The organism is Escherichia sp. AM3 (assembly GCF_032029835.1).
Classification (GTDB): domain Bacteria; phylum Pseudomonadota; class Gammaproteobacteria; order Enterobacterales; family Enterobacteriaceae; genus Escherichia; species Escherichia coli.
Window position 1 is genome coordinate 1 of record NZ_JAVUPQ010000793.1, and the last position, 311, is coordinate 311.

Here is a 311-nt window from a genome sequence, read left to right on the forward strand (position 1 = left end):
TGGTAGGTGACATTCGGGGGAGAAATAGCGGCCATGGATTTCGGCACCAGCGCGAACCCGCCGCCGGCGGAAACCATGCTCAGGGAAGAGGAAAGTTGTGAAGATTGCAGCGTGTGTTGCATATCGATCCCGGCCCGCTCGCAGCTGCCGTAAACGCGGTCATACAGCCCCGGTGCTACCTCCTGGGGGAACAGCACCACCGGCGTATCCCGCAGCTCATCCAGCGCCAGATCGCCACATGCCGCCAGAGGATGATCGCGATGCAGCGCCACCACCATCGGCTCCCGATCGAGGATTTTTAATTCGAACAC

General features: G+C 60.8%; 1 protein-coding gene. It reads right to left on the reverse strand.

The genetic code is table 11. The features are described from left to right. Nucleotides 1–311, reverse strand: a 311-nt coding sequence (locus tag RTW80_RS28400; protein WP_312721443.1) for a LysR substrate-binding domain-containing protein, incomplete at both ends; no start/stop codon positions are given.